Source organism: Synechococcus sp. JA-3-3Ab (assembly GCF_000013205.1).
Lineage (GTDB): Bacteria > Cyanobacteriota > Cyanobacteriia > Thermostichales > Thermostichaceae > Thermostichus.
In genome coordinates this window covers 403,687-429,828 of the sequence record NC_007775.1, presented here as the reverse complement: position 1 = coordinate 429,828, position 26,142 = coordinate 403,687, and the positions used below count along the sequence as shown (strand labels likewise).

General features: G+C 59.9%; 23 protein-coding genes. 11 read left to right on the top strand and 12 right to left on the bottom strand.

The window, feature by feature from the left end; all coding sequences use genetic code 11:
* Positions 1-21: 21 nt before the first annotated feature.
* The gene (locus CYA_RS01935; protein ID WP_011429318.1) at positions 22-1,905 is read right to left on the bottom strand and encodes a DNA-directed RNA polymerase subunit gamma; all 1,884 of its coding nucleotides are present in this window, start codon (positions 1,903-1,905) and stop codon (positions 22-24) included.
* Positions 1,906-2,004: 99 nt separating this feature from the next.
* A complete protein-coding gene (gene rpoB / locus CYA_RS01930; RefSeq protein ID WP_011429317.1) occupies positions 2,005-5,406 on the bottom strand; it encodes a DNA-directed RNA polymerase subunit beta in 3,402 nt (1,133 codons plus the stop codon).
* A 593-nt stretch (positions 5,407-5,999) separates the two neighbouring features.
* Between rpoB and CYA_RS01925 the strand changes: the two genes are divergently transcribed.
* On the top strand, positions 6,000-6,713 hold the full coding sequence (locus CYA_RS01925; RefSeq protein ID WP_011429316.1) for a heme oxygenase (biliverdin-producing): 714 nt from the start codon (positions 6,000-6,002) through the stop codon (positions 6,711-6,713).
* Between the two features lie 84 nt (positions 6,714-6,797).
* On the opposite strand, the gene CYA_RS01920 is transcribed toward CYA_RS01925, so the two are convergent.
* On the bottom strand, positions 6,798-7,328 hold the full coding sequence (locus tag CYA_RS01920) for a pentapeptide repeat-containing protein (protein ID WP_011429315.1): 531 nt from the start codon (positions 7,326-7,328) through the stop codon (positions 6,798-6,800).
* Positions 7,329-7,468: 140 nt separating this feature from the next.
* On the opposite strand from CYA_RS01920, the gene pyrR reads away from it, so the two are divergent.
* The 4 genes from pyrR to CYA_RS01900 all read left to right on the top strand — a co-directional run bounded on the left by pyrR (position 7,469) and on the right by CYA_RS01900 (position 11,486).
* Positions 7,469-8,023 carry a bifunctional pyr operon transcriptional regulator/uracil phosphoribosyltransferase PyrR gene (gene pyrR / locus CYA_RS01915; RefSeq protein WP_011429314.1) on the top strand — a complete coding sequence of 185 codons (555 nt, stop codon included), beginning with the start codon at positions 7,469-7,471 and terminating at the stop codon, positions 8,021-8,023.
* 57 nt (positions 8,024-8,080) lie between these two features.
* Positions 8,081-9,040, top strand: coding sequence for a putative 2-dehydropantoate 2-reductase (locus tag CYA_RS01910; protein WP_011429313.1), 960 nt, complete (start codon positions 8,081-8,083; stop codon positions 9,038-9,040).
* Positions 9,041-9,102: 62 nt separating this feature from the next.
* Positions 9,103-9,657, top strand: a complete 555-nt coding sequence (locus CYA_RS01905; RefSeq protein ID WP_011429312.1) for a metal-binding protein — start codon at positions 9,103-9,105, stop codon at positions 9,655-9,657.
* Between the two features lie 104 nt (positions 9,658-9,761).
* On the top strand, positions 9,762-11,486 hold the full coding sequence (locus tag CYA_RS01900; RefSeq protein WP_011429311.1) for an ABC transporter ATP-binding protein: 1,725 nt from the start codon (positions 9,762-9,764) through the stop codon (positions 11,484-11,486).
* A 3-nt stretch (positions 11,487-11,489) separates the two neighbouring features.
* On the opposite strand, the gene CYA_RS01895 is transcribed toward CYA_RS01900, so the two are convergent.
* From CYA_RS01895 to CYA_RS01885, 3 genes are all read right to left on the bottom strand, one after another.
* Positions 11,490-12,401: a PfkB family carbohydrate kinase gene (locus CYA_RS01895; protein WP_041438075.1), complete on the bottom strand. Its 912-nt coding sequence runs from the start codon at positions 12,399-12,401 to the stop codon at positions 11,490-11,492.
* A 9-nt stretch (positions 12,402-12,410) separates the two neighbouring features.
* Positions 12,411-13,274: a M48 family metallopeptidase gene (locus CYA_RS01890; protein WP_011429309.1), complete on the bottom strand. Its 864-nt coding sequence runs from the start codon at positions 13,272-13,274 to the stop codon at positions 12,411-12,413.
* A gap of 198 nt (positions 13,275-13,472) precedes the next feature.
* Positions 13,473-13,844, bottom strand: coding sequence for a hypothetical protein (locus tag CYA_RS01885; RefSeq protein WP_143596993.1), 372 nt, complete (start codon positions 13,842-13,844; stop codon positions 13,473-13,475).
* A gap of 192 nt (positions 13,845-14,036) precedes the next feature.
* On the opposite strand from CYA_RS01885, the gene treY reads away from it, so the two are divergent.
* Positions 14,037-16,838 carry a malto-oligosyltrehalose synthase gene (gene treY / locus CYA_RS01880; RefSeq protein ID WP_011429307.1) on the top strand — a complete coding sequence of 934 codons (2,802 nt, stop codon included), beginning with the start codon at positions 14,037-14,039 and terminating at the stop codon, positions 16,836-16,838.
* Between the two features lie 5 nt (positions 16,839-16,843).
* On the opposite strand, the gene tpiA is transcribed toward treY, so the two are convergent.
* Positions 16,844-17,611 carry a triose-phosphate isomerase gene (tpiA, locus tag CYA_RS01875; RefSeq protein WP_011429306.1) on the bottom strand — a complete coding sequence of 256 codons (768 nt, stop codon included), beginning with the start codon at positions 17,609-17,611 and terminating at the stop codon, positions 16,844-16,846.
* Between the two features lie 196 nt (positions 17,612-17,807).
* On the opposite strand from tpiA, the gene CYA_RS13925 reads away from it, so the two are divergent.
* Positions 17,808-18,401, top strand: coding sequence for an IS607 family transposase (locus tag CYA_RS13925; protein ID WP_011429305.1), 594 nt, complete (start codon positions 17,808-17,810; stop codon positions 18,399-18,401).
* Positions 18,289-19,536 (top strand): RNA-guided endonuclease InsQ/TnpB family protein, encoded by a 1,248-nt coding sequence (locus tag CYA_RS01870; protein WP_148203174.1) that lies wholly within the window; start codon positions 18,289-18,291, stop codon positions 19,534-19,536. Before CYA_RS13925 ends, CYA_RS01870 begins: the two co-directional genes overlap by 113 nt.
* On the opposite strand, the gene CYA_RS01865 is transcribed toward CYA_RS01870, so the two are convergent.
* Both CYA_RS01865 and CYA_RS01860 read right to left on the bottom strand, forming a co-directional pair.
* The gene (locus CYA_RS01865; RefSeq protein WP_011429303.1) at positions 19,490-20,233 is read right to left on the bottom strand and encodes a hypothetical protein; all 744 of its coding nucleotides are present in this window, start codon (positions 20,231-20,233) and stop codon (positions 19,490-19,492) included. The genes CYA_RS01870 and CYA_RS01865 overlap by 47 nt on opposite strands.
* 7 nt (positions 20,234-20,240) lie before the next feature.
* A complete protein-coding gene (locus CYA_RS01860; RefSeq protein ID WP_011429302.1) occupies positions 20,241-20,918 on the bottom strand; it encodes a hypothetical protein in 678 nt (225 codons plus the stop codon).
* Positions 20,919-21,041: 123 nt separating this feature from the next.
* Between CYA_RS01860 and CYA_RS01855 the strand changes: the two genes are divergently transcribed.
* Complete coding sequence (locus tag CYA_RS01855; protein WP_011429301.1) at positions 21,042-21,425, top strand: hypothetical protein; 384 nt, start codon at positions 21,042-21,044, stop codon at positions 21,423-21,425.
* A gap of 92 nt (positions 21,426-21,517) precedes the next feature.
* Here CYA_RS01855 and CYA_RS01850 read toward each other — a convergent pair whose 3' ends face one another.
* Positions 21,518-22,633 (bottom strand): aldo/keto reductase, encoded by a 1,116-nt coding sequence (locus tag CYA_RS01850; protein ID WP_011429300.1) that lies wholly within the window; start codon positions 22,631-22,633, stop codon positions 21,518-21,520.
* A complete protein-coding gene (locus tag CYA_RS01845) occupies positions 22,634-23,923 on the bottom strand; it encodes a cysteine desulfurase (protein WP_011429299.1) in 1,290 nt (429 codons plus the stop codon).
* A gap of 168 nt (positions 23,924-24,091) precedes the next feature.
* Here CYA_RS01845 and CYA_RS01840 point away from each other — a divergent pair, with 168 nt between their 5' ends.
* Together CYA_RS01840 and psb35 are read left to right on the top strand one after the other, a co-directional pair.
* Positions 24,092-24,310: a hypothetical protein gene (locus CYA_RS01840; RefSeq protein ID WP_011429298.1), complete on the top strand. Its 219-nt coding sequence runs from the start codon at positions 24,092-24,094 to the stop codon at positions 24,308-24,310.
* Positions 24,311-24,420: 110 nt separating this feature from the next.
* Positions 24,421-24,729, top strand: a complete 309-nt coding sequence (gene psb35, locus CYA_RS01835; protein WP_011429297.1) for a photosystem II assembly protein Psb35 — start codon at positions 24,421-24,423, stop codon at positions 24,727-24,729.
* 177 nt (positions 24,730-24,906) lie between these two features.
* On the opposite strand, the gene CYA_RS01830 is transcribed toward psb35, so the two are convergent.
* Positions 24,907-26,058: a glucose-6-phosphate dehydrogenase assembly protein OpcA gene (locus CYA_RS01830; protein WP_011429296.1), complete on the bottom strand. Its 1,152-nt coding sequence runs from the start codon at positions 26,056-26,058 to the stop codon at positions 24,907-24,909.
* Positions 26,059-26,142: the final 84 nt, after the last annotated feature.

The window sequence follows — 26,142 nt, the reverse complement described above, 5'->3', positions numbered from 1 at the left end:
GCAACGTCCACAGGGGCAGCCTCAAGCAGACAAAATATCTTGCACCGTTTTGTTGAAGATGATCCGGCCCGCCGTGGTGCGAATGTATTGGCTGATCACGTTGCCGTCCCGATCCTCGCGGATGCGGCGGTAGTTGGTGATCTTGAGGCGGGTGCCGCCCGGCTCCTCGATAATCTGAGGCTCCGACTCTTTTTCCTCTTTGCCCAACTCCATCGGGCCGCTGTAGCGCACCCAGATTTTGCTGTGCAGGCCGATGACGCCGCGGTCGTAGGCGATGAGGGCGTCCTCCAGGCTGGCAAAATAACGATCGCCAAGGTCGGGGGCGTGGGGATTGTCCGCCGTCAGATAGTAGCACCCCAACACCATGTCTTGGCTGGGAGTAATAATCGGAGCGCCTGTGGCCGGGGAGAGGATGTTGTTGGTGGCCAACATCAGCAAGCGTGCCTCCGCCTGGGCTTCCAAGGAGAGAGGCACATGCACCGCCATCTGGTCGCCGTCGAAGTCGGCGTTGAAAGCCGGGCAGACCAAGGGGTGGAGCTGAATCGCCCTCCCCTCCACCAGGATCGGCTCAAAAGCCTGGATCCCGAGGCGGTGCAACGTTGGGGCACGGTTGAGCAAAACTGGGTGGCCGTCGATTACGTCCTCCAGCACGTCCCAAACCTGCGGGTCATTGCTCTGGATCAGCTTTTTGGCGGCTTTGATGTTGTTGACGATGCCCCGCTTGATCAACTTGTGGATCACAAAGGGCTGGAACAGCTCGATGGCCATCTCTTTGGGCAAGCCACACTGGTGCATGCGCAGGTTGGGCCCCACCACGATCACCGAACGCCCAGAGTAGTCCACCCGCTTGCCGAGCAGGTTTTGCCGGAAACGCCCCTGCTTGCCCTCAATGATATCGGAGAGGGACTTGAGGGGACGGTTGTTGGCCCCCACCACCATGCGCCCCCGCCGACCGTTGTCGATCAGGGCGTCCACCGCCTCCTGCAGCATACGCTTCTCGTTGCGCACGATGATCTCCGGCGCCATGATCTCCTGCAGCCGCGCCAGGCGGTTGTTGCGGTTGATCACCCGACGGTAGAGATCGTTGAGGTCGCTGGTGGCAAAGCGCCCCCCATCCAACTGCACCATCGGGCGCAGATCGGGCGGGATCACCGGCAGCACCCGCAGCACCATCCACTCTGGCCGGGCTCCCGTGGCGATGAAGTTGTCGATCACGCGCAGCCGCTTGATTAGGCGCGCCCGCTTCTGGCCGCGGGCGCTGGCGATCTCCTCCCGCAACTGCTCCGCCTCTTTTTCCAGGTCGATATCCTTGAGCAGGCGTTCGATGGCCTCCGCCCCGATCATGGCCCAGTTCTCCGGCAGTTGCAGCTCGGATCCCTCCTCGTACATCTGATCCTCGATCTCCAGGTATTGATCCTCGGTCAGCAACTGCTTGTAGGAGAGGTTGGGAGCGTTGCCCGGATCCACCACCACGTAGGCGTTGAAGTACACCACCTGCTCCACGTCCCGCAGCGGCATGTCCAACAGCGTGGCGATGTGGCTGGGGATCCCTTTCAGGTACCAAACGTGGGTGACCGGGGCGGCCAGTTTGATGTAGCCCATACGATGGCGGCGCACCCGCGACTCGGTCACCTCCACCCCACAGCGCTCGCAGACAATGCCGCGATGCCGCACTCGCTTGTACTTGCCGCAGTGACACTCCCAGTCCTTAACCGGCCCGAAGATGCGCTCACAGAAGAGACCATCCATCTCCGGCTTGAGGGTTCGGTAGTTGATGGTCTCCGGCTTGGTGACTTCTCCCACCACTTGGCCGTTGGGCAGGGTGCGCTGGCCCCACTCTATAATCCGCTCCGGAGAAGCCAGCCCAATCTTGACATAGTCAAAGCGTTGCTCCGTTTTGGCCATTGCCGTTGTTCTCCTGACTTGCTGCCCTAGCAACTACAAAGGAAGGGGAGAGGAACCCCACCCCTCCTCTCCTGAGCCGAATGGGATCCCTGGCATCAATCAAAAATCGTCCTCTTCCTCCCTGTCTTCGTCTTCCTCGCGGCTGCGCCTGGCTAAGGTAAAGGTTCCTCCTGCCGCTGGAGAAAGATCCTCGGATGTAACGGATTCATAAGTGGGCCGCGAGGGGGTGTGGCGGCTGGAGACATCGGCCATCAGATCCACCTCCACATCGCGGGTCTGGCCGTCGCTGTCCACCTCCACCTTATGGACAGACACGTCCAGGCAGAGGGACTGCAGCTCCCGCACCAACACCTTGAAAGATTCCGGCGTGCCGGGTCGAGGGATGGGCTTGCCCTTGACGATGGCGTTGAGGGCCTCGTTGCGCCCCACCATATCGTCCGACTTGACGGTGAGCAGCTCCTGCAAGATGTAGGCCGCTCCAAACGCCTCCAAAGCCCACACCTCCATCTCGCCAAAGCGCTGGCCACCCTGCTGCGCCTTACCCCCCAGGGGCTGCTGGGTTACCAGCGAGTAGGGACCGGTAGAGCGGGCGTGGATCTTGTCGTCCACCAAATGCACCAGCTTCAGCATGTAGGCGCGGCCCACCGTAACCGGCTGGTCGAAAGGCTCGCCAGTGCGACCATCGAACACCTGGATCTTGCCGCAGTACTTGCCTTCTGGGTTGAAGATCCAGTCTTTGCCGGTTTTTTCACGGGCCTCCCGCAACTTGGCCTCCACCGTCAACCGCGAGGCTTCCAGGCCGTGCATCTCGTCGAAGGGCATCAGCTTAAAGCGCACCCCCAAGTGTTCTGCCGCCCAGCCCAGGAGGCACTCATACACCTGGCCCACATTCATGCGGGAGGGAACCCCCAAGGGGTTGAGCACCACATCCACCGGCGTGCCATCCGCCAGGTAGGGCATGTCCTCGATCGGCAAGATGCGGGAGATGATGCCCTTGTTGCCGTGACGGCCCGCGATCTTGTCCCCCACTTGAATTTTGCGCTTGAGGGCGATGTAAACCCGCACCACCATGTTGGCGCCCGGAGGCAGCTCATCCCCCTGCTCGCGGGTAAAGATGCGTACATCCACCACCCGTCCGCGCTCGCCGTTGGGCACCCGCAGCGAGTTGTCGCGCACGTCGCGAGCTTTCTCGCCGAAAATGGCCCGCAACAGCCGCTCCTCTGGCGGTTGATCCGACTCCCCTTTGGGAGTGACCTTGCCCACCAAAATATCGCCGGCTTCCACCCAAGCCCCAATGCGCACAATGCCGTTTTCGTCCAGGTTGCGCAGGGCATCTTCCCCCACGTTGGGAATCTCGCGGGTGATCTCTTCCGGCCCTAGCTTGGTCTGCCGGGCTTCGATCTCGTACTTCTCGATGTGTACCGAGGTGAAGACATCATCGTAGACCAGCCGCTCGCTGATCAAGATGGCATCTTCGTAGTTGTAGCCCTCCCAGGGCATGTAGGCCACCAAGACGTTTTGGCCCAAGGCCAGCTCGCCTCCCTCGGTCGCCGGGCCGTCCGCCAGCACCTGCCCGGGCACCACCCGATCCCCCGCGTAGACAAGAGGGCGCTGGTTGAGACAGGTATCTTGGTTGGAGCGCTGGTACTTCTGCAAGCGGTAAACAATCGGATCCCCGCCGTCGTCTGGCCGCACCACGATTTCGTCGGCGGAAACATAGGTCACCACGCCACTGGTGCGCGACACCACCACCATGCCAGAGTCCCGCGCCGCCTGGGCTTCCAAACCCGTGCCCACATAAGGCCGATCCGGCTTGAGCAGGGGCACCGCCTGCCGCTGCATGTTCGCCCCCATCAGGGCGCGGTTGGCGTCGTCGTGCTCCAAAAAGGGGATCAAGGAGGTGGCCACCGAGATCAGTTGCACCGGCGACACCTGCACGTAGTGCACCTCGCTGGGGTGGGCGGTGGTAAATTCCTGGCGGTAGCGCACCGGCACCAAGTCGGCGGTGATGCGGCCTTCGGCATCCACCGGCACATCCCCCGGCGCCACGCGATACTCGTCCTCCTCGTCGGCGGTGAGGTAGACCATCCCCAGATCCTTGCGCACCACGCCGTTTTCGACCCGGTAGTAAGGGCTTTCGATGAAGCCGTACTGGTTGACGCGGGCGTGGGTGGCCAGGGATCCGATCAGCCCGGCGTTGGGGCCTTCCGGAGTTTCGATGGGGCAGATGCGCCCGTAGTGGCTGGGGTGGATATCCCGCACGGCAAAGCCGGCCCGCTCCCGGCTCAGGCCACCGGGGCCCAAGGCCGACAGCCGCCGCTTGTGGGTCAGCTCCGCCAGCGGGTTGGTCTGATCCATGAACTGGGAGAGCTGGCTGGAGCCGAAGAACTCCTTGATGGCCGCCACCAAGGGCTTGGGGTTAACCAGCGAGGCCGGGGTGAGGTTCTCTGACTCGGAGACCGTCATGCGCTCGCGGATGATCCGCTCCAGGCGGTTGAGGCCCACCCGTACTTGGTTTTGCAAGAGCTCGCCCACCGAGCGCACGCGGCGGTTGCCCAGGTGATCGATGTCGTCCACATGGCCGATGTCGTACTCCAAGTTAATCAGGTAGTCGATGACGGCCAAGATGTCCGTGACGGTGAGCACCCGCACATTTTCCGCCACGTTGAGATTGAGCTTTTTGTTGAGCTTGTAGCGCCCTACTCGGCCCAGGTCGTAGCGCTTGGGATCGAAGAAGCGGGATTCCAACAACTGCTGGCCGCCGGAGACGGTGGGAGGCTCGCCAGGCCGCAGCTTGCGGTACAGCTCCATCAGGGCCTCTTCTTCGCTGTAGTGCCCCTCTTTTTCCATGGTTTTTTGGAAAAATTCGGGGTGGCGCAGGCTGTCGTAGATCTCCGAGTCGCTCAGGCCCAAGGCCTTCAGCAGCACCGCCGCCGAGAGCTTGCGGGTTTTGTCGATGCGCACCCACACCAGGCCGTTTTTGTCGGTCTCAAACTTCAGCCAGGCGCCCCGGTTGGGGATGAGGCTGGCGCTGTAGGTGCGCCGACCGTTTTTGTCCAGCTCCGACTTGTAGTAGACGCCGGGGCTGCGCACGATTTGGTTGACGATCACCCGCTCGGCGCCGTTGATGATGAAGGTACCCCGATCCGTCATCAAAGGCAGCTCGCCGATGAAGACGTCCATGTCCTTGATCTCGCCCGTCTCTTTGTTAATCAGGCGAGTGGGCACCCGGATTTGCGCTTGGTAGGTAGCATCCCGTCGCTTAGCTTCCTCAGGGTCGTAGCGCGGCTTGTTGATCTTGTACCCTTTGGAGGGATCCCCAGGGCGGTACTCCGGCAGAAAGTGCAGCTCCAGCTTGCCTGTGTAATCGACGATAGGGGAAAAGCTGAGGAGCTCCTCTTCAAACCCTTCTCGCAAAAACCACAAAAAACTCTCCCGCTGAATCTCTACCAGGTCAGGCAAGGTAGGAGCGGCAGGGGATGGCACTGCTAATTGTGTCATGCGTTGCTCGGCAGGGGTTGCGCTGCAGTCAGGCCTCTAATTATAGAAACCCTGCCAACGATCGTCAACGAACGTTACAAAGGCCGAGGGACTGTCCGGATCCCGTGGGGGCGCACCTGGAAAATCTCGGCAAAACCGCTTGGGATCCCCTTTTGGCTGCCGGAGCAGGGACGATTCCCACCGTGCCTTAAGGATTGTTCACATCCATTCACACTCAGGCAGATTATTCTAATCTTTGACCGTTTTTACGGATCATCCGCTGCTCCAGCTCGGATTTCCGGTCGACCGTGGGGATCGGAGGGGTGGTTCTGACAGGCTCAGCCGGTCGCCAGGGTGGACGCGGCGCCGGTCTTTGTCGCTTTTGAGATGCACGCTGTTGATGCAGGCTAGGGGGCAAGACGCGGAGCCATCAATCATGAGAAAGGATCGGGAATGGGTTTACAAAGCTTCTCAGGCTGGGGGAACCTCGGGATGGCTTGCGGGTGATCTGCGGGTGATCTAATGAAGCACAGTTTGTTGGCGAGGAGGGTTTTGTGAGTCAAAGCCAGAACAATCAGAATAAAAAAAGTGATCTGTATAACCGGGACCACAGCTTGTCGGCCCAGTTGCGAGAGGGCACCAAGCAGTCCCACACCATGGCCGAGAACATGGCCTTTATCAAGTGTTTCCTCAAGGGAGTGGTGGATAAAAAAGCCTACAGCCGCTATGTGGGCAACTTTTACTTTGTCTACAGCGCTCTGGAAGAGGGCTTTGCCCAATTGCGAGAGCACCCGCTGGTGGGCCGGCTTTACTATCCCGAATTGTGGCGCAGGGCCAGCCTGGAGAAGGATTTAAATTATTTTGTCGGCCCCAATTGGCGTGCCGTGGTCAAGCCCTCTCCCGCTTGCCAGGTCTATGTCAACCGCATTCGAGAAGTGGTGGAAAAAGACCCGGTTCTGCTGATTGCCCACGCCTACACCCGCTACATCGGCGACCTCTCGGGCGGCCAGATCCTGAAAAACATCGCCCGCCGGGCCATGGGCCTGCCGCCGGGGGAAGGAACGGCCTTTTACGATTTCGAGCAGATCCCCCACGAGGGCAAGTTTAAGCAGCGCTACCGCGCCCAGTTGGACGCGCTGGAGCTGGATCAGGCCACCATCGAGCGCATTGTGGCGGAAGCCAACTACGCCTTCAAGCTCAACATGGACTTGTTCAAGGAATTGGAGGGCAATTGGCTGCTATCCATGGCCCGCTTGGCCTGGAACTCGCTGCTCAGCCAGTTTCAACGCAAGCCCGCCCGTTCTGAGGCAGCCGCTTCCAGCTCCTAAAATCCGGATTCCAGAGGGCAGTGAGGCGATGGGTTCTGCTGCCTATCTCCCCTCTCCCTCTGGGAGAAGAGCCGGGGGTGAGGATCAGTCACATTCAAGAGTGTCGCGGGTGGCCCGACCGGTTACAGGGTTAACGCCGGTGGCCCGTTCGCAAAGGATGGAGAGGGCGTCTTGCCGTATCAACGCATTGGTGAAATCCGCCCCATCAATTTGGATCCCTTCGACTCGGGCCAGCCACATCATGCTGTCCTGCAGTTGCGCTTCTCGCAGATCCGCACCCTGTAGGTTGGCCATGTCCAAAGTGGCCCCGCGCAAGTCGGCTCCGCGCAAGTTGGCTTTGCTGAGATTGGCCCCGAACAGGTTCGCCCCTGCCGCTTTGACATGGCTGAGATCGCTTTGTCGCAGGTTGGCCTTGAGAAATTTCCAGCCGCTCAGGTCTTGTCCGGCAAAGTTCGCCCCCTGCAGATCCCGCTTGCTGTAGTCTTCTGCCCAGGACGGGGATCCCAAGAGGGCGACACCCAGGCACAGGATCAGCCCGCAAAACACCGCACCCCGCAGGAAAGGGGTCAGCCAGGACAGTCTCACCAAACCAGAAGCCGGCCAAGCAACAGACATCGCAGATCCCTCCAGGAAACCTCCACGGCTTTGGGATTGCTCTTACTTTTATCCTACTGGATGGGGATCCCGCCGGTAGATTGGGCTAATTTGGGCTTTTATAAGCTGAGTCCCAACTGGCGAGGGGGGGACAGGGATCCATGTCCACAGTCGAGGTCTTCAATGCGCAGCAGATAGCGGAGCTGATCGACGCTCTGGCTACAGCAATTGCCAGGGATCACCCCCACCTGGACAGGCTGGTGTTGATCGGCATTCGCACTCGCGGCGTCCCCTTGGCCTACCGCCTGCGGGATCGCATCGCCACCGGCTTCGGGAGCCCACCGCAGGTAGGAGAGCTGGACATCACCTTCTTCCGAGACGACCTGGGCTCCGGCGGCCTGCGCACTCCCAATCGCAGCGAGCTGCCGCGGGATCTGACCGGCCAAGAAGTGGTGTTGGTGGACGATGTGCTCTTCCGGGGTCGCACCGTCCGTGCGGCTCTGGAGGCTCTCAACCACTTTGGGCGACCGGAGCAAGTGCGCCTGGCCGTGTTGATCGACCGCGGCCACCGCCAGTTTCCCATTCAACCAGACTACTGCGGTCACAAGCTAACCACGGCCCCTGAGCAGATCGTCAAAGTGCACCTGCGGGAAACCGACGGCGAGGAGCGGGTGTTGTTGATCGACGCCAAACTTGAGGAAAACAGCAGAGAGTGAGCCTGAGACGCCCCTGGGGTGCGGTATGGTGGGGATAATCTGCCGACTTTTGCCGCTATGGCTGTCTTGCCGGAAACCCGTCGCTACGCTGTCTTGGGCACAGGCGCCCTGGGAGGGTTTTACGGGGCAAAACTGCAACAGGCTGGCTTCACGGTGCATTTTCTCTTGCACAGCGACTACGACCACGTGCGCCAGAAAGGGCTGTGGGTAGAGTCCTGCTGGGGCGACTTTCACTTACCCCAGGTAAATGCCTACGCCGCCGTGGAGGAGATGCCCGTCTGCGAAGGGGTGATCGTGGCCCTGAAAGCTACCCAAAATCACCTCCTGCCACGGTTGCTGCCGCCTGTGCTGGCGGACAACGGCGTGGTGATCCTGCTGCAAAACGGCCTGGGGGCGGAGCCGGAGATTGCCAACTGGGTTGGCCCTGAGCGGGTGATCGGCGGGCTGTGCTTTATCAGCTCCAACAAAGTCGGCCCCGGCCACATCTGTCATCTGGATTATGGCTCGGTGCTGCTGGCGGAATACGGCCCCGGCTATGCGCCCCAGGGGATCACGCCTCGCCTTCAACAAGTTCAAGCAGATTTTCAGCGGGCCGGGATCCCGACCTCTCTTTCTCCGGATCTGATGTTGGCCCGCTGGCAGAAGTTGGTCTGGAACATTCCCTTCAACGGCCTCTCGGTGATCTTCAACGCCGATACCCAGCAAATGATCCGCGACCCTGAGGCCCGCGCTTTGGCGGAAACGCTGATGCACGAGGTGATCCAGGGGGCTGCCGCCTGTGGCCGCCACCTCCCGCAGACCCTGATCTCCGAGATGCTGGCCAGCACCGAGAAGATGGCCCCCTACCGAACCAGCATGAAGATCGACTACGAGCGCAAGCGTCCCCTGGAACTGGAGGCTATTTTTGCCAACCCGCTCCGCTATGCCCAGCAAGGCGGGATTCAGATGCCGCGGGTGGAGATGCTCTACCGGCAGTTGCAGGTGTTGGATCGCCTCAATCGAGGGATCCCGGCCTGAGGGCAAGCTTTTTCCTTCTCCTGCGGCTAGACTCAGCCGCAGCGGAGCGCTGCGCTGGCTTCATGCCTCTAGGATCCACCCACGATCGCATCACCCTCTGGACAGCTCCCGGCGTCACTTTGGCAGCCGGCCTGTTGGGCAACAGCGCTGCCGTAGCTCTGGCCGTGGGATCCGCCTATCTCTTCAGCGGCCTGATGTTTTCCGGGGATCTGGACACTGACTCTCGCCAGTATCGCCGCTGGCTGTTCCTGCGCTGGATTTGGCTCCCCTACCGCCGCTGCCTGCAACACCGCTCCTTCTGGTCCCACGGGCCGATCGTCGGCACTGCCCTGCGCGTGCTCTACCTGGGCCTGTGGGTGGCGGGGGTGGGCCTGCCGGGGGCTTGGCTGGGATCCCGCCTGGGCTGGTGGCAGTGGCGGCCCTGGGCCTGGCGCAACCACCTCTGGCAAGGGTTGCATGCGCACGCAGAGACGCTGCTTTGGGTGGGCATGGGGCTGGAGCTGGGTTCGCTGAACCACAGCCTCAGCGATTGCCTGGTCTCCCGCTGGCGACGTTGGCGCAGACGCCGTCGAAGAAGGGGATCCCCCCTTGCCAGGTATGGGCAAAAGTTAGGCTAGCCAGAGCCGTCTAAGAGACAACCCCGCTGGCCAGGGATCCCGGCAGCAGCTTGTGGCCCGATCCGGTAAGCTGAGTGGGGCAGAAGCCCTTTCTTCTGAGATCTGTGCATCCGGGTCGTAGCTATCGCCGCCTTTTTCCCTTCATTCGGCCCCACCTGTGGATGTTGCTGCTGGGGCTGGCCTGTACCCTTGGCTTTGTCCTCACTATGCCTGCCCTCGCCTACTTGATCGAGTGGGTGGCCCGCTCCATCGGCGCGGGGGATCTGGGGCAACTGCGGATCTTGGCCTTGATCGGGGTGGTGTTTTTTCTGGTGCGCGGCGCCTTCCAGTACGGCCAGGACACCCTTATGGCCAAGGCCTCTTTGCAAATGGTATTGGAATTGCGGCAACGGCTCTACGCCCATTTGCAGGGGTTGGATGTGGACTACTTTTCCGGCAGCCGCACCGGCGACCTGGTCTACCGCCTCACCGGCGATCTGGATCGGGTGGGCGAAGTGGTGCAGCGCTTTTTCCACCGCTTCATCCCCAGCGTGCTCACCATCTTGGCGGTAGTGGCCTACCTGTTCTACCTCAACGGCATCCTCACCTTGACCACCCTGGTGATTGCCCCCCTGATGGGCGCCTTGATCAGTTGGTTTGGGGAGCGGCTGCTGCTGCGCTCCCGCCTTAACCAGGAGAGCATGGCCGACCTGTCCTCCCTTCTGACGGAAGCCTTTGCCGGCATCAGCCTCACCCGCGCCTTTGCTGCCGAGGACTACGAGATCCGCCGCTTCAGCGCCATGGCCGAGAACAACCGCCTGGCCCGCTTCCAAACCGAACAGGTTAAAGCTATCCAAGACCCGGTGGTGGGCTTTCTGTACGCCATGAGCGTGTTGGGGGTGTTTTGGGTGGGGGGCTGGCAGATTAGCAAGGGCAACCTGACCGGCAGCCAGTTTCTTGGCTTTATTGCCGGGGTCGCCATGCTGATCGACCCCATTGTCCACATCACCAACAACTACAGCGAGCTGAAACAGGGGGAAGCCTCGGTGGAGCGGATCTTCGAGCTCTTGGATACCCGCTCCCGCGTGCGGGAGCTGCCCGGCGCCCGCCCCATGCCGCCCATTGAAGGCTGGGTGGAGTTCGAGCAGGTTTCCTTTGCCTACAAACCAGATCAGCCGGTGCTCAAACAGATCAGCTTCCAGGTGGCCCCCGGCGAGATTGTCGCCCTGGTGGGATCCTCCGGCGCCGGCAAATCCACCCTGGTCAACCTGATCCCGCGCTTCTACGATCCCCAGGAAGGCTGCATCCGCATCGACGGCATCGACATCCGCACCGTCACCCTCAAGAGCTTGCGCCGCCAGATCGGCATCGTGCCCCAGGAGATTACCCTGTTTTCCGGCACCATCGCCAGCAACATCGCCTACGGCCAAGAGGACTTTGACCTGGAAGCAGTGCGGCAGGCGGCCCGCGTGGCCAACATCGACAGTTTCATCGAGAGCCTGCCCGATGGCTACGCCACCCGTGTTGGAGAACGCGGAGTTACCCTCTCCGGCGGCCAGCGGCAGCGGTTGGCCATTGCCCGCGCCGTGTTGCTCAACCCCAAGATCTTGATCCTGGACGAGGCCACCTCTGCTTTGGATAACGAGTCTGAGGCCTTGGTGCAGGAAGCTCTGCAGCGGTTGATGCAGCGCTGCACGGTTTTTGTGATCGCCCACCGCCTTTCTACGGTGCGCAGCGCCCATCGCATTTTCGTCCTCGAGCAGGGGCAACTGTTGGAGGAGGGCAATCATCGCGAGTTGCTGAGCAAGGGGGGGCGCTACGCCCAGTTCCACTGGCGCCAGTTCCAGTAGCTTCTACAGCCCCCACGCTTGCCGGAAGGGGCGATAGAACGCCGGATCTGGGGGGGCGCCCCCCGCAACTCCACAGATGGCCGCCGCAAACTCCACCGCCCGTTGCAGCAACACCGCCTCCGGCCATCCTTGCAGCAGGCCCAGGATGGCCACCGCGCTAAACCCATCCCCTGCCCCCACCGTATCCACCAGCCGCGGCACCGGCACCGGCTCCCCCCGATACACCCCCCTACCGGTGAACAGGAATGCACCTGCCGCCCCCAGCGTTAGGAACAAGCCCCTCAGGTTCAACCGCGCCCGCAAGGCCTGCCCCTGTTCCTCCACCTTGCCGGCGGGGATGCTTTCTAACTGCACCACCTGCTCCAGCTCCTCTTGGTTCAGCTTCAGCCAAGCGCAGGTGCGCAGCATTTCCCGGACGGGGCCTGGGCGCCACCAGGGATCCCGCAGATTGAGGTCCAAAAACACCGGACAGCCCAAAGTGGGAAGGGTCTCCTGAAAATGGCGATGGGCTGCTTCTCGACGCGCCGCCAAGCTGCCCCGGTAGATCAGGCTGGGGCGGAGGGCTTGCAGAGCTGCCCTGTCCAACTGGATGTAGTCGTAGGCTTGGTCGGGCAAGATGGCGAAGGTCGGAATCCCCTCCCCATCCAGCGTGACCCGGACTTGGCCGGTGGGGTGAAGCGGATCCCGCTGCAGCCCTTCCAGACGCAGCCCCTGCCGCCGCAGCGCCGCCAACAACTGTTCTGCCGCCTCATCTTGGCCGACGCGGCTGAGCAAGACGGGATCGGATCCTAGCCCTTTGAGGTTCCAAGCCACATTCAAAGCCGCACCGCCCAGCACCACCTTGTCTGGGAAACAATCGAAAAGGGTCTCCCCCACAATCAGGGGGAGGCCAGAGGTCACTCCGAGGGAAGCCATCCTGGCCTCTCAGGCAGCAGTCGAGCCGTGCTGCTCCAAAATTTGCCGGTAAGTGTTGCTGCGGAACCAGCGCTCAATTTCCCGAGCTCGCAGCACCGGCAGCGGGTGGGTGCGCCCAATGGTCTGCATCTGCTTCAGCTCAAGCTGCCAGAGATCGTCGTCCAGCTCCTCGTAGGTGCGGGCCTGCTCCAGAAAAGCATCCACATTGAGCTTGGCGGCCAACTGCGGCGAGCCGCCGCACAGCTTCATTAGCACCGAGATCACCGTTCTTGCGTCCTGGGTAACCAGCAGCGCCGCCCGGTCGCAGGTAAACTCGGCACAGCGCAGCCAGTGCAGCAGTTGATCTTGCAGCGCTTGATAGAAGAGCCCACCGAAGGGGAGCAAACTGGTCGAAAGCATGAGAAGGTTGGCCATCGTCAAGTAGACGCCGTGGTTGCACTTGAGGTGGCCCAGCTCGTGGGCGATCACGGCTTGAATTTCCGGCGGCTCCAGCAAGTCCAGCAGGGAGCTGTGCAGGACGATAAAGGGCTTTTTCCCCTGCATGGCAAAAGTGTAAGCGTTGGGCACGGGATTTTGGCGCACGTAGAGCTGGGGCACTTCCAGATCTAGAATGCGACAGGCCTGCACCAGAAGCTGGTGAATTTCCGGCAACTGGTGCTCGTTGATTTGAATGCTCGAGGCGATGTTATCCAGATAAAAAATCTCCCCTGCCGTCGAGCCGAGCAAATTCTGAATCAGCAGGCCCAGCCCCGGCACCTGCTGCAGAGAGCGGGTTGCCTGCAGATCCACAGGATGGCGAAAATGGTCAGCCCGCAGGCCCAACAGGATGCGGGGCTGGCGGGGAAGGGTTGGCGTGGATGGTGTAGAGGACATAGGAGGCCGTAGAAAAACGCTTAGGGTCGCAACTCGTAGGGCACAAACTGAGGCAGGCGGTTTAACAAAAATAGCCGCTCCGGCGGGGGATCCGGCAGCACCGGCTGATAGGAAAACCCCAGGGGATCCTCCCCAAAAGGGATCTGCCAATAAACGACATGATTCCCGATGCACGGTCCACCGGTAACCAGCCGCCCATTATCGGCGATAGAGCCGCTGCTGGCTCTCCGCCGAGTCTAGGGTCTTCTGTAGCCGTCGCGCCAAATCCGCCGGTTGAGAAGTGGCGTAGGCCTCTGCATCCACCGGCGTCACTGTCGACGGCAGTTGCCCATTGAGAAGAGTATGGGCTGGCAGAGGAGCCACCAAGGGATCCGGAGTGGGAGGAGCAGGGATCTCCAAACCGACCTGGGGCTGGGAGCTGCTGGCCTGCAGCAAAATCTCCTCCAGACGTTGCTGCACCAGACGCAGATGGGCAGAGGTAGCGGGAGTGGGCAGGGTGAAAACCGGTTCGTCCCCCACCCGCAACTCCCCTTGGGCAAAGCTCAGATCGCTCCCAGAAGTGCCGCTCAAGAGAAAAATCGTTGCCCATCTCGCCGCCGCCTGGTTTAGCATCGTTGCTTGCCCTTTGGCGCTCTTGTGCCCGTGAACACCTATCTAGGGTTTTGCCGATCTTTATGCGGGACCTCCCGATCTTAGCCGCTACCCTGGAAACATCCCTTCTGGTCATGGGCTGAGCCACCTTGTCGTCGTTTTGAGGTCGTCATGCGGATCCCGACTTCCACCTATCGCATTCAGTTTCACGCTGGATTTGACTTCGAGGCAGCGCGGCAAATTGTCCCCTACCTGAAGTTGCTGGGCATCAGCGATCTATATGCTTCCCCCATCTTTCAGGCCCGCAAGGGCAGCACCCATGGCTACGACGTCGTGGATCCCAGGCAGATCAACGTGGAGTTAGGGGGGAGTGAAAAGTTTGAACTCTTGTGGGAAACCCTCAACCAGCAGGGAATCGGCTGGATCCAAGACATCGTGCCCAACCACATGGCCTACGACGGCCAAAACCAAATGCTGATGGATGTTTTGGAAAGCGGGCCTAACTCAGACTTTATCGACTACTTTGACGTGAATTGGGATCACTCCTATCTGGGGATCAAGGGCAGAATCCTTGCTCCCTTCCTGGGCGACTTCTACAACAAGTGCCTGGAGTCAGGCCAGATTCAGCTACGCTATGATGCCGACGGCCTGAGCATTAACTACTACAACTTAAGATTTCCTCTCAATATTGACACCTATGCCGATGTTTTTACCTATAACCTGGGCAAGTTGCGGCGGAAACTAGGGCGCAGCCACCCCGACTATGTCAAACTACTCGGGATCCTCTTCAGCCTCAAGTTTATTCCTAGCAAAGAGGATCTCCTAGAGCGCACGGATCAAATTAGCTTTGCCAAGCACTCCCTCTGGGAGCTCTACACCTCTAGCCCGCATATTCAAAGCTTCTTTGACGAGAACATCGCCATCTTCAACGGCAAGCCCGGGGATCCCTCCAGCTTTGACTTGTTGGACAGCCTTTTGGCACGGCAAAACTTTCGCCTCTCCTTTTGGAAGGTGGGTGCTGAGGAGATTAATTATCGTCGTTTTTTTACCATCAACGATCTGATCTCGCTGCGGATGGAAGATCGCGAAGTATTTCGCAAAACGCATCAGCTCATTCTCAAGCTCGCAGAACAGGGGCGCTTCACAGGTTTACGCATCGACCACATCGATGGCCTATTTAACCCAGAGGAGTATCTCCACCGTCTGCGAGAACGCTGTCCAGATCTCTACATTGTGGTAGAAAAAATACTAGAAGCTAATGAGAAGCTACCTCAGCAATGGCCAGTTCAAGGCACAACGGGTTACGACTTTTTAGCTAAGCTTAATGGCATCTTTTGCCAATCAGAGAATGCAGAAGCCTTCAGTGCTCTTTATCAAGATTTCACCAACCTGCAACAGTCACCAGAACAGGTTATCGAAGATAAAAAACGGCTGATTATCGAGCGCAACCTGGCAGGGGACATGGACAACCTTGCTTTTTTGCTCAAGCAGATTACCAGCCATCACCGCTATGCCAATGACTTCACCCTCTACAGCTTGCGCCGAGCCTTGGCAGAGGTTTTGGTGTGTTTCCCAGTTTACCGAGTCTACATCCACGAAGGGATCCTCAGCTCAGAAGGTCAACAGGCCGTCCGCCAAGCTGTAGAGAAAGCTAAGGAGAACCTGCCCATTTTGGTTAACGAGCTGAATTTCCTGCAGCGCTTTCTCTGCCTTGAGTTCCCCGAAAACGTCTCAGAGGAAGAGAAAAACGAGCAAATCTACTTTGCCATGCGGCTGCAACAGTTGGCTGGCCCTCTCATGGCCAAAGGGGTAGAGGATACGGCCTTCTACGTTTACAACAGGCTGCTATCCCTGAACGAAGTAGGTGGGGATCTATATCGTTTTGGCATTTCTGTCCAAGAGTTCCATCGCTTTAACCAAGAACGAGCAGCCCAGTGGCCCTTCTCAATGAATGCTTCCTCCACCCATGACACCAAACGCGGCGAGGATGTGCGGGCCCGCCTGAATGTGCTCTCGGAACTCCCCGCTGAATGGGAGAAGCACATTAAACTCTGGCATGAGTTGAATCTTGGCTACAAAGTTCGCAGCAAGCAAGCGAAGCGTTCGGAGCTGCCCGATCGCAACGACGAGTATTTTCTTTATCAGACTTTGATCGGCTCCTATCCTTTTCAACCAGAGGAAGTTCCTACCTTTATCCAGCGAGTTAAAGACTACGCCATTAAAGCAGTTCGGGAAGCTAAGGTTCATACTGCTTGGCTTCGCCCCGATACCGAATACGAAGAAGCTACCCTTGCTTTCATCGATCAGATCCTGCGGCCCTCAAGCCCCTTCTTGGAGTCTTTCCTGCCCTTTCAGCGCAAAATTGCCCACTTTGGCATCTTTAACTCTCTCTCTCAAACTCTGCTGAAGCTCACCAGCCCTGGGATCCCGGATATCTACCAGGGCACGGAGCTGTGGGATCTCAGCATGGTCGATCCCGACAATCGTCGGCCTGTGGACTTTTCCCGCCGCCTGGCTTACCTCGAAGAAATTCAACGGCGAATCAAGCAGGATCCCCTGCAACTTATCCAAGATCTTCTGCTTCACCGCCACGACGGCCGCATTAAGCTGTTTCTCATCCATCAGGTGCTAAAGGCCCGTCAGGAACAGCCGCAGCTATTTCTGGAAGGCAGTTATATTCCCCTGCAGGTGAGCGGCTCCTATGCCAACCATGTCATTGCTTTTGCCCGTCAGCACGACAAACAAGTCGTCCTGGTGGTGGCGCCCCGCTTCCTAACCTCCCTAATTTACCAGACGCAGGATCCCTTGGGGGACGCTGTTTGGAAAGACACAGAAATTCAGCTGCCGCGCTGGAAGCGGCTGGAGTGGGTCAATGGCCTCACCCAAGAAGGGATCCCTGCCGGCGACACCTTGTCGGTGGGCGCCATCCTCAAGTCTTTTCCCGTGGCTCTACTGTGGGGGCAATCTCGCTGAGGAACCTAGGGAGCCGCTGCTGCGGCAGGAGTCAGGGCCTGGAAGTTGACAATGCGGGCAAACTCTTGGGGATCGAGGCTGGCCCCTCCCACCAGTACACCGTCAATCTGCGGCTGGGCCATCAGCTCGTCGATGTTGCTGGCTTTGACCGAGCCACCGTAGAGGATGGGCAGGTGGTCGGCGCCCAGATGCTGGCGGATAAGGCCGATGACGCGGTTGGCCTCGGCGGCTGCACAGGTTTTCCCCGTGCCAATGGCCCAGATTGGCTCGTAGGCAATCACGAGGTTGCGCAGATCGATCCCCGGCAAGGCGCGATCCAACTGTCCCACAATCCAAGACTCGGTCAGGCCTTGCTCCCGCTGTTGCAAGCTTTCCCCCACACAGAGGATGGGGGTGAGCCCGTGCCGCTGGGCCGCGGCCAAGCGCCGGTTGACGGTTTCATCGGTTTCGCCAAAGTACTGCCGCCGTTCGCTGTGGCCGACGATAACGTAGCGCACCCCCAGCTCTGCCAGCATGGGGCCGGAGATCTCTCCCGTAAACGCCCCTTGATCCTCCCAGTGCAGGTTCTGGGCTCCCACAGCCATGCCGGATCCCCGCGTTTCTTCTACCACCACGGCCAGGTCTGTGAAGGGCACGCAGAGAATGATCTGCCGCTGCGGCCTCACCCCTGCAGACGAGGCTTGCAGGGCTGGACGAAACTCGCGCAGAAACTGGCGAGCCTCAGCCTGAGTCTTGTGCATTTTCCAGTTGCCGGCAATGAGGATGGGGCGCAAGATGGATCCTCCCTAAGCGACACAACGATGTAGTCAACCGCTGGGATCCCGAGCCTGGGGGATCCCGAGCTTTTTTCGTATGTCACAGTGTATCAGCAAGAGGTTTCAGAAGAGGGCGAGGGAGCATGACTCTAGTCAATGATATGCTGGACTATACTGAAAATAATGTACAATATGTTCAGTATGGCTGCTTGGTATGGCTAGGTATGTAAAACCGAGAGAAGCGGCGGATTATTTTGGGGTGTGTCTCCACACCTTGAGGCGATGGGAACAGAAAGGCTGGATCAAAGCAATACGTACTCCATCTGGTAGGGCAAGAAGGTATGACCTCGACAGCTACATCAGAACGCCAAAGAAAGCCAAACGAGTCGTTTTGTACGCCCGAGTCAGCAGTCGAGGGCAGAAACCAGACTTGGAGAGACAGATTGCAAGACTGGTTAACCTCTATCCTGGAGCCGAAGTGGTCGGAGAGGTTGGCGGCGGTCTCGACTTCAAAAGACCAAAGTTCCTTGCCTTATTGGAACGAGTTCGTGCGGGAGATGTCGGAACGATTGTGGTCGCTCACCGGGATCGACTCTGCCGGTTTGGATTTGAGTTCGTTGAGTGGTACTGCCGTCAATACGGGTGCGAAATCTTGGTTCTCGATGACGATCACCTTTCTCCCCAACAGGAACTGGTTGAGGATATCCTCACCATCCTGCACTGCTTCAGCAGTCGGCTCTACGGACTCAGGAAATATCGGGCTGCAATCGAGAAAGATACGGATTTATCCGGAGCCGGCGCTGGCTAAGGTCTGGAAGCGGTGGCAAGCGGCGTGCCGGTACTGCTACAACCAAGCGATTGCCTATCAGCGTCAGCATGGTGCTCCAAGAACGGCCAGAAAGCTGCGGGACATCATCCTGCGCTCCGACCTGCCTGGGTGGGTGAAGGACGCCCCTTGCCACATCAAGCAGAACGCGGTCGTCGAGGCGTGGTTGGCGTTTCGCCGAAGCAAAGACGCGAGGTTTCGCAGTGTGCGAGACAGGTCGCATACGCTGCAATTCAACGCCGGCAACTTTCGCAATGGGACGTGGTATCCGAAACTCACCCGAGGTTTGGCGTTCCGTGCATCCGAGGAGATGCCCAGAGAATGGGCACGCGGAACTGAGCTAATGCGGGTGAAAGACAGATGGTATGCCATCTTTCCTGAGCCCGTGAACGAGCAGTGTTCGTTAGCAAAGGGGGTGATCGCACTTGACCCTGGAGTAAGAAGCTTCCTTACAGGGTTTGATGGGGCGGGCTTTGTAGATATCGCCAAGGGAGACTTTGGCAGGATCGTTCGGCTGTGCTACCACCTAGACGATCTGCAATCTAGGCTGAGTAAAGCACCGCGACCCAAGCGTAGGCGAATGCGGCAAGCGGCGTTTCGTCTGCGGGAGAGAATCAGGAACTTGGTGGACGAGTGCCATCGCAAGGTAGCGGCGTTCCTAACGGATAACTACCGATTGATATTCCTCCCCACTTTCGAGTCAGCCAAGATGGTTGCCAAGGCAGGGAGGAAGTTTGGTAGCAAGACAGCAAGGGCGATGCTCACCTGGGCGCACTATCGGTTCAAGCAGTTCCTGAAGTTTCAAGCCAAGAAGAAAAACGTGGTTGTCGTGGAAGTATCGGAAGCGTACACCAGCAAAACCTGTACCAAGTGCGGGCACATCCACACTAAGTTGGGTGGCGCAAAGGTGTTTAGATGCCCAAAGTGCAACCATAGGCTACCACGAGATTGGCAAGGCGCTCTGGGTGTTATGCTCAGGGCTTTGCGGGATACCGCCTTTCTGTTTGGACTCCGTCCGAGTAGCGCGGTCGCGTCAGCATCGCGTAGTGACAACGGAAACGGACAGAATGCTATCGCTTCACCGCTGAGCAGTAATGCTCAGCAGTGTTCAGCGTAAATGTATCAGGTTGTTGACACCGCTCCTCCAAGCTGGCCGCAAGGGCAGCTAGGCAGTCTTGGAGGGGGGATCCCTGCTCTAGGTGCCGGACGGCAACGGCATAGGCTTCGGGGTGGGCTTGCAACAAGGCCCGGCTCTGGCGCAGAAAGCGGTTGATGTAGGCCCTCATTTGAGCCGCAGAGGTCAAGGGCTGGGCTGCTGAGATCCCTGCCAGCAGCTTGGCCAACTGTTGTCTATCCTCCTCATCTCCCACCACTTGGCCATATTGGAGAGACTCCGCGGCAGCCCCTGCCATCCAAAACAGGCTGTAGCGCTCTAGATCTGCCCAGGGGATGCCCCCCTGGGCTTCCCAGGTGCGCATGGGGGCTTGATCCAGCTGCACTCCCCCGTAGCCGGGGATCCCGTGTCGGAAAGCCTGCCAGGGGCCCAGCACGTAGCCGCGCAAGGGGATCCCTAGCAGGTGGGCCACCACAATGTGTCCTGCCTCGTGGCAGATGACCCGCCGCCGATAGGCTGGAGAAGCCCAATCCAGCAGCGCGCCCAGCAACCCCGAGAGCCGCCCCCCAAAGGCCACCTGCTCGACAATCACCAAGCCCACCATCCCAGCCAAAGGCAGAGCCAACCGCGGCCCCAGGGCTGCCGACACCACCAAGGCCGCCACGATCCAAGCTGCGCGGGTGATTCCAGCCTCTGACATAAGGTTTCTATGCCTTCGCCTCCGGTCCTAGCTCGAGCGCCAGCAGCTCGTCGGCCAACTCCAAAAACGCCTCCCGATCCAGATAGGAAACATCTCCCACCCACTCCCCTAGCTTGACCACGTAGACTTCGCTCAAGGTCGGTCGGCGCCGCAGATCGCGGGAATAGGCCTTCACCAGCGCCAGCACCGATTGCTTTTTAACAATTCGCCGGTAGCGGGGATCGTCCCTGGCCCGCACTCGGTAGAGAACTCCTGTTTCATCGCCAATTTCCATCTCAAACTGGCGCTCGCGCACTTCTTCAATATAGAGTTGCCCCTCTTCATCCACCTTTTCCCGCTCTTCCACCACCACCTCGTAGCGGCGGGTGCTCAACACCTGGCCAAAAAAGAGCCCTCCGTAAGGGATCTCGCGAAAGGCTAGCTGCCGGCGGGAGATGGTGTAGAGGGGCCCCCAGAGGAAAGGGTAGAGCAACGAGAGAAACCCCGCCAGAAAGGAGACTGCCCCCAAGAAGGATCCCTCGCCAAAAGCGCGAGACAGCACCAGCAGCGCTACGCCCACCAAAATAGCTGTAATGATCCGGCCTACGCTCTTGAGGGCATCGCTCCAGTAAGCTGCGTACTGGAGCCGCGTCGGCACCAGCGGGATCACCGCCTCGCACTCTTCTGGGGTAAGCTCCAACAACATGCACTGAGATCCTCAAAACAGCCAACTCCGCCCCTTTACCCGCTGAGGGTGGGCCAGACCCCATCTTAGTAGAATGAGGCAGGGAAGCTCTGCTACCCTTGCTGCTCCTTCTAAGTGCTGCCCATGGTGCCCGGATCCCAGTTTGCTTCGACCGTCAGACAGCAGGTGGCCCAGTTGGACGAGGGATCCCGACGGGACAAGGCGTGGCTAGGAGATGCGGTGCTGAGCCTCTTTGCCCGCCAGTGGCTGCTCGGCCCGCCACCCGACTGGCAGGTGCCTTCCCCTCCCGGCTGCGATCTTAGCCGCGCGGAACTCTTCACCTGGCTCACCTCCAACCAATTTTTGTCGGCTCTGCGGGATCCCACCCAGGTGGAGGCAGAAATCGGCCTTATCTACGAAAGAGAAGGCCTCCCGGCAGCCTTTGCCTACATTCAGGAACAGCTCCTGCCTCTGTTTGTTAGACAGGTACACAACCGTGCCAAAACCCTGCGCAGCAAGCGGCGCTAGAGCCTTGAACTCCGGAGCAACAAGAGGCTTCCCCCTAGCTGGCTCTCCTGGCCAGGATTTTCACCCCCCTCACCCCCTGGGAGAAGGGGCCCTTACTCCCACAGCCGCCGGATGGGAGAGCGGTGCAAAAGGCGGTGGGTTTCGGCCAACAACTCCGGGATCGGCAGGTGCTGCGGACAACGGGGCAGGCAGTCGCCGCACTCGCTGCAGCGGTCGGCAGGCACCCCTGGGAACCAGTGCCCTGCCTGGCCGAACATGTTGTAGCGATATTGGGCAAACTCGGTCATCTCGTGGGCAAGAGCCAAGTTGCGCAGCCGCAGCACCTCTGGGATGTGGATCCCTTCGGGACAGGGCAGGCAGGCGTAGCACTGGGCACAGCGGCTGGAGCCCAGGCGTTCCTGCTCCGCTTGATGCAGCCGCTCCTGTACCTGCAGGCCCTCCGTCCACCAGCGCTCGGGATCCTGCAGGGCCGCCAGGGCCGTCTGCAGCTCGTCGGGATGGGTAATGCCCAGGCTGAGGGTGTGGATGCGGGGATCCGCCAGCAAAAATCGATAGGCAAACTCCAGGGGGCTAAAGGGCGCACAGCTCTCCCGGAGACGCTGGGGCGGGCGATAGAGCATCCCCCCTTTGTCGGCAGGGGAGATGATGAACACCCCCATATCCTGCTGGGCTGCCGCCTCCAGGGCCGCGGCATTGCGCTGCTGGAAAAAGTGGTAGTGCAAATTCACAAAGTCAAACTGGCCCCTCTGGATGGCCTGCAGGATTAGCTCCAGGGATCCATGAGTGGAAAAGCCGATGTAGCGCACCAAGCCCTCCTGCTGCGCCTGCCGCAGCAGCGGCAACCCTTCCCGCAGTACCCACTCCAGGTGTTCGGGCAGGTTGATGCCATGGAAGGCAAACTGATCCAGATACTCCACCTGCAGCCGCCGCAGGGATCCCTCCAGTCGTTCCCGCAGCCTCTCGCCGGGCGTAAGCTTGGTGGTCAGGATCAGGCGCTGCCGCGGCACTGCTAGCTTACGCAGGATCTCCCCCAAGAGCACCTCTGCATGGCCGTAGGCCTGGGCCGTTTCCAGGTGGTTGATCCCTGCCTCCAGCGCCGCTGCCACCGTGGCCTGGGCCTGCTCCGGCGGCACGTTGACCAGCCGCATGCTGCCCAGGGAAAAAGCCGACATAAGCTGCTGGGTGCGTCCGAAGCGGCGGTAGAGCATCTAGCCCAAGGCCTCCCTGAAAAACGCCACTGCCTCTGCCAGCACCTCGAGGAAGCGATCCACCTCGGCCAGGGTGTTGTAGAGGTAAACGCTGGCCCGCGCTGTTGACTGCACCTGCAAGTGGCGGTGCAGCGGCTGGGTGCAGTGGTGGCCAGCCCGGATGGCGATCCCCTGCTCATCCAGCAGGGTGGACAGGTCGTGGGGGTGGATGCCCTCCGCCGAAAAGCTGACCAGTCCTGCCCGGCGCGTCGGGTCCTTGGGGCCATAGATTGTAATGCCTGGAATGCGCTGAAGCCCTTCTAGGAGGCGAGCGGTTAACTTTTGCTCATGGGCATGCACGCGCTCCAGACCGATCTGGCTTAGGTAATCGACGGCTGCCCCCAGACCCACCGCTTGGGCAATGGCCGGCGTGCCCGCCTCAAACTTGTGGGGGATATCGGCGTAGGTGGCGTGATCCCAGTACACCTCGGCAATCATCTCGCCCCCGCCCAAAAAGGGCGGCATGGCCCGCAGCAGCTCCCGCTTGCCGTAGAGCACCCCGATCCCCGTGGGGCCGCCCATCTTGTGCCCAGAAAAGGCCAGCCAATCGCAGTCTAGGGCCTGCACATCCACCGGCATGTGGGGCACGCTCTGACAGGCATCCAGCAACACCTTGGCCCCACAGCGATGGGCTAACTCAACCACCTCCCGGACAGGGTTGATGGATCCCAGCATGTTGGAGACGTGAGTTACAGCCACTAGGCGGGTGCGGTCGCCCAGCAAAGAGCGGTAGTGCTCCAAATCCAGCTCGCCCTCGGGCGTGATCTGGATAAACTTGAGGCAGGCCCCCGTCTTCTGAGCCACGAATTGCCACGGGATCAAATTGCTGTGGTGCTCCATCACCGACAGAATAATCTCATCCCCCCGCTCTAGGGTGCTCATGCCCCAACTGTAGGCCACCAGGTTAATGGCCTCGCTGGCGTTGCGGGTGTAGATGATCTCTTGCGGGGAAGGCGCGTTGATAAAGCGGGCAATCTTCTCCCGCGCCCCCTCGTAGGCCTCCGTGGCTTCGTTGCCCAAGGTATGCACTCCCCGGTGCACGTTGGCGTTGCTGTGCCGATAGTAGAAATCCATTGCCTGCAAAACCGCCAGCGGCTTCTGGGAAGTGGCCGCATTGTCAAAATAGATGAGCGGCTGGCCGTTGACTTGGCGCTGCAAAATTGGAAAATCCGACCGCACCTGGGCAGCTAAGTCGGCAGCAGCGTCAAAAGCCTGGTCCAGCTTGGGGGAAGAAAGAGAGGATACCGCCATAGTCTGCGCAGAAGCCTACCTCCCTCAGTATGGCATCGCTCTGGGCACCCCTCGGCAAACTCCTTCCCTCTCGCCAGGGATCCCTACCTCCCCTCGCCAGTCGGAAAAGTTGTCAAGAACTGTAATTTTATGTTAAGTTTGTTTACGTACAGTTATGAGGCATTACCTATGCAATCCTCTCCTAGGATCCCTTCTCGCCTGGACTCCGCTTCTGTGGCCCAATACTACGACACCACCAACGACTGGATCCCGGGCTGGACGGAGCAGGCGGAGCGTTGGAATGGCCGCCTGGCTATGGTGGGTTTGGTGATCAGCGTTGCCACAGAGGCGCTGGTGGGTCACAGTGTTTTTGCCACCACTCTCGCTCAGTGGCTGGGACTGCGATAGTTGAGAACATCTGAGTTTTACGCAAGCATCAGGTCGGGCGTTTTGTCTGGGGGCTGCCCGATCGGCTCGCTACCCAGGCTATTGACTGTTTCACTGAACCCAACAGGCCGATGATCCTCGACAACCCTTTCTTTCCTTACATTGCCGTTATGGTGAGCGGGCTGGTGGCTGCTGTTGCCCTCGGTTCGATGGCTTTCTTCAACTCCAAGCGTCCTGCGGGCTGGGAGGGTGCTGCTCGTCCGCGATACGTGCCTCAGTATGGGCAAGAGGGCGAGGCTCCGCCCGAGTGGGAAATTGGGTGGACGGAAAAGGCCGAGCGCTGGAACGGGCGATTGGCCATGCTGGGGTTTGCCATGAGCATTGCGGTGGAAGCCCTGGTAGGTCACAGCGTGCTGGCCTCCGTCCTGGGGCTGCGCTGAGCTGGCTTCGACAGTGGATAGGCGGATCTGGCTAGCTTTCTTGGGCCGATTTGTCGGGATATCCCGAGAAGCCTAGGTTCTCGTCTGTCAAGCGCTGGGTTGGGGTCTTCGCTTCCCTGCATTTGAACGCGAGACAGTATCCGTCTCCCCAAGATTGCCAACAACGAAATCGAGATTCTACCCCAGCGCTCCGCTTTTCTTTAATTTGAGGATCTGGGCCACCACCTCTAAGGTCTCTTCGTAAAGATAGTCGGGGCCAGGCCGCTGCAACTCGGCAGCTAGCAGCGTTTCCAAGGACTCCTGCTCCAGGGGAGCCACCTGGCGAACCACGCACCTCTGGGCACCTCCCCTGGCTTCCATGCGCATGCACCCTGTGGTTTCTGAACAGAGCACGGTGCAGGCGTCGGCTTCCTGGTTGCTGGAGGTGAGGCGCAAGCCGATGAGATCTCCCGCCTGGCTCATCTCCGAGACCAGGGGCACGGCAGCCAATTCTGCCCTCACCTCGCCTCCCGCTTGGGTTTGGAAGCGGATGCGGTCGATCTCGTAGTCGTGTTCCCAAGTCTGGGCCCGCTCGGTGGGCGTCCACCCCAGCCGGCTGGCCAGCCAGCCCAAGAAAAGGAGGGCCTGGCAGGGGTTGCCAGCTCTGTAGTCAATGGTTACTTGATCTATCCAGGACAGAGACTCTCGCCGATCTGGGGGGTCGAAGGCTTGGGCGGTGAGTTCCTGCCAGGGCAGCAGCCGTCGCCAGTTGAGATCCCCGCAGTGGTGCCCCTCGCTGATGAGGAGATGAATTTCCTGCAGGTCTTCTTCTGAGTTGACAAAGCCCCGCGAGTCGACGATGACGCGGTTGCTCAGGGCTACCAGCTTTTGAAACAACAAGCTATTCAAGTCTAAGTTCCCTTGCCACCACAGGAACGTGGGCAGGTTGGGGATCAACAGCGAGGCGACAGTGCTGCAAGCGCGCACAAAAGCCGATTCCGGCGCTTTCAGGGTGATGTACTCACAACACACCAGCGAGCTGCGCTGCTCGCGGGTCACCGGGCAATAGGCCGCCACCTGGGCCTCGATGGCGTCGTCTGTGGCTCCCTCCCGTTTGGCCCTTAGGTCGATGACGCGGCAGGGGTTCTGGGTGGCAATGGCTTCGACGGTGGGGGAAGGCAGCAGCAGGGCATCGTCTAGCGACTCATACACCACCAGGGTAAAGGTGGCAGCCCGGGCGGCAACGCTCTCTCCCTTGGAGGACCAGATCTTGTTCAGCTCCTGCTCAATGTCCTCGATGGAGACATCTTTTGGGGTTTGTAAAGGCAGGACGGCGGCAGGTTGGTCCATAGTCTCCTCCTGGAGTAGCCTCTTGCTCGATTCTAGGCAGACAGGCCGGCTGCACAGGAGGGGTTTAAGGTAAGGTACAGATTG